2 protein-coding genes and 1 pseudogene are annotated in these 3,314 nt (G+C 69.1%); all 3 read right to left on the bottom strand.

What is annotated here, in order from left to right; all coding sequences use genetic code 11:
• Positions 1 to 452, bottom strand: a 452-nt coding sequence (locus tag FREUN1FDRAFT_RS38495) for a transposase domain-containing protein (RefSeq protein WP_006545860.1), incomplete at its 3' end; no start/stop codon positions are given.
• Positions 453 to 564: 112 nt separating this feature from the next.
• A complete protein-coding gene (locus FREUN1FDRAFT_RS38490) occupies positions 565 to 3,039 on the bottom strand; it encodes a transglycosylase domain-containing protein (protein WP_006545859.1) in 2,475 nt (824 codons plus the stop codon).
• Positions 3,036 to 3,314, bottom strand: a pseudogene (locus FREUN1FDRAFT_RS47265) (hypothetical protein); the annotation flags it as partial. The pseudogene FREUN1FDRAFT_RS47265 and the gene FREUN1FDRAFT_RS38490, both read right to left, overlap by 4 nt.

Here is a 3,314-nt window from a genome sequence, read left to right as displayed (position 1 = left end):
AGGTTCGCCGTCGACGCCGCCGCGTCGAACTCGACTCCGTCGATACTCATCAGCCGCCAGGTCCGCAGGAACGCCCCGATCGTGTCCGGGTCCGCGACCGGGGCCGCGACCTGGGAGAACAGGTGGGCCAGCGGTTCGGGGCCGAGCCGTTGACGGGCCTGGGTCAGCCCGCCCGAGGTCGGTTCCCAGCCCTCCTCGAACCGGCCCCAGTCCGCGAGTGTTCCCGCGAGACGGGCCGCGACCTCCTCGTAGTCCTCGTCGCCGAACAGCGCCAGCGCCATCACGAACAGCACGACGACCCGGGGTGGGATCTTCCCACCCGCCCGTTTCGCGGCCTTCCCGGTGGCCTCGATCGCCTCGTCGATCTCGTCCCGGGACACGAACGCGGTCAGCACACCGAGTGAGATCCAGTCCGTCAACCGGCCGTCGACGACCGGGCGATCATCTGCCACAGACCGTGATCATGCCGGCAACCAGGACGAACACCCAGCACCGACACACCACAACCCTGAAGATCAACTTAGGCTAAGTGGCATTAGGTCTTGTCCGGCAGCGTGGCGGCGGCTAATGCCCGCCGAAGATGTCGCCGACTATGCCTGTTGGCGATCTTGTGGGCTGTGGGCGCGTCGTCTGTTGGCCGGTGGTTCCCTGGCCCGAGGTGGCCCGGGTGGTCTGCCGTCCCTGGCCGTTACGGTTCTCGTTGTCCCCGAAGATGTCCCAGTCGTCGGTGCCGGCGACCGGTGTCTGGCTCGGCAGGTCGGACGGTGTCGGCTCCGGGGACGGGGACGGGCTGCGCAGCGTGACGGATCCGCCGTAGGCCGGCGGGTCGAACTGCTTGATCGGCTGGCCCTTCAGGGCCGCGTCCATGAACGCCTTCCAGATCTGCGCCGGGTAGGTCCCGCCGTACACCTTGCCGTTCGTAACGCCAGGGATGCCCTCGAGCCGGTACTTGTCCTCGTTCCCGCCCTTGCCGCGGAACATGTTCACACAGGAGGCGATCTCCTTCGTGTACCCGCAGAACCAGGCGGAACGGAACTTGTCCGTGGTGCCGGTCTTCCCGGCCGCCGGCCGGTTGTCCGCGAGGGCGGCGCGCGTACCGGTGCCATGATCGAGGACGGATTCGAGCGCATAGGTCGCGTCCCGCGCGACACTCGGCGGAATCACCGGGTCCTTGGAGGTCTGCGCGCTGTCTCCACCGCGCAGGATGACCTCGCCGGAGTTGTCCTCGACCGTCGCGACAATGTGCGGGGTGGCCTTGTAGCCGCCGCTGGCCAGCGTGCTGTAGACCGTCGTCATCTCCAGCGCCGTGACGGAATCCTGCCCCAGGGTGATACCTGCTTCATCCTTCAGCGTGCGGTTCTTGTTCACACCCATGTCGCGCGCGGTCTGCATGACGTTGTCAAGGCCGACTTCCACACCTAGCGGCACATACACGGTGTTGATCGACTCGGCCGTCGACTGGATCAGGTCCGGCCAGCCCAGGTGACCGGGCTCACTCTCGTCGTTGCCGAACGGGTAGCCGTCGAGTTCCATGTGGGCGGGTGCCTCGTAGGTCGACTTCAGGCTGATGCCCGACTTCAGAGCGGCCACCAACGTGATGGTCTTGAAGGTCGAGCCGGAAGGGACCTCCGCTGTCGAGACGTTGTCCTCGTACTGCTCCTGGCCGTTCTCTCCCTTGCCGTACAGGGAGCCGCCGTACCAGGCGAGCACCTCACCGGTTCCCGGTTTCACCGCCACCAGGCCGGTACGCAGGTCGGGCACAGCCGCATAGGCACTTCCGATCACCGTGCTGACCGCCTGGTAGGCCGCGGTCTGGCGGGCCTCGTCCAGGGTCGTGGTGATGCGCAGGCCACCGCGGTTGATCTGGTCCTCGGTGATTCCCTTGGCGGCAAGCTCGACCTTGACCCGGTCACGGATGTAGCCGACCTGGTCGGAGGACGTGTAGGAGGAGCCCTCGTTCTTCTCGATCACCGCTGGCGGTTTCTCGTTCGCCAGCGAGGCCGGCGCCCAGCCCTCGGCCACCATCGTGGCGACGACGTCCTTCCAGCGCGACTCCGCCGGCCCCGGGTTCTCCTTCGGGTCCAGGTAGTTCGGCGACCGGATGAGGCCGGCGATCACCGCGCCCTCACCCGCGGTCAGCTGGGACGCGGGTTTGTCGAAGTACGCCTTGGACGCCGCCTCGATGCCGTACGCCCCGCGGCCGAAATAGATCGTGTTCAGATAGAACTCCAGGATCTGGTCCTTGGAGTACTTCCTGGAGATCTTCACCGCCATCACGATTTCCCGCATCTTCCGGGTGAACGTGCGGTCCTGGGTGAGATACGCGTTCTTCACGTACTGCTGGGTGATGGTCGAGCCACCCTGGGCGATCTCGCCGCCGCTGACGTTCACCCACATCGCTCGCGCGATGCCCTTCGGGGAGATGCCCGGCTCGCTGTAGAAGTTCTTGTTCTCGGCGGCCAGCACCGCGTGCTGGACGTCCTTCGACACCTGCGAGAGCGGGACGTCGGTGCGGTTCACCGTCCCGATCCGGGTGATCTCGCCACCGCCCGCCCAGGTGATGATCGAGGTCTGGTCGGTCTTGACCTCGTCGGGCAGCGGGATGCGGGTGGCCGCGTAGATCACCGCGAGGCCGGCGACGAACAGCAGCGACCCGGACAGGAAGCTGGCCAGCACCAGGCGGCGGAACCAGCGCGGCCGGTTACGCCACCATCTCGGGCCATGACGGCCCACGTTGCGCCGGGTGTTCCCACGGCCACCGACGGCGGCGCGTGCCCCGGTGGGGTTCGTGGCGGAACGTGGTCCGGTCCGCCCACCCGGGCCCTGCGGGCCACCGGGCCGCCGCCCATCGGCGCCGCCCATCCGGGCCGCCGACATGCCGGAGCGCCCGTCGCGGTCCAGGGAGTCCAGCGACTCGATCCCGTCGACGGCAGCGCCGCCGGGTGCCACCTTGCGGTAGACAGTCGCGTCCGCGGTGCGCTCGTGCACGTCGACCCGCCGCAGCGCGGCCTGGTCGACGGTGTCGTAGAGGGCGTTCACCTGGCCGGGTGGCTGGTCGGACGGCGACTGACGCCCCCACCCGGGCGGTAGGCACGCAGCCGGGTGGTGGCGCCGGAGAGCCGTTCGCCCCGGCTGCCACCAGCCCCCTCCGCGGCACCCGCCGCTCCCGCGGCGCCGGTGACCCGGGCACGCGCGGCGGCGGCGCGGCCCGCCACCGGTCGTGACGGGCGATCCGCGGCCGGCCCTCCGTTGAGCAGGGCGGTGGAGTCGGCACCCGCCCCGCCGGGCTGTGGACGGCCGGAGCCGCCTCGACC

It is taken from the genome of Parafrankia sp. EUN1f (genome assembly GCF_000177675.1).
Classification (GTDB): Bacteria; Actinomycetota; Actinomycetes; order Frankiales; family Frankiaceae; genus Parafrankia.
Note: the sequence above shows the minus strand (reverse complement) of the source record. Positions and strands in the feature narration are given on the sequence as shown.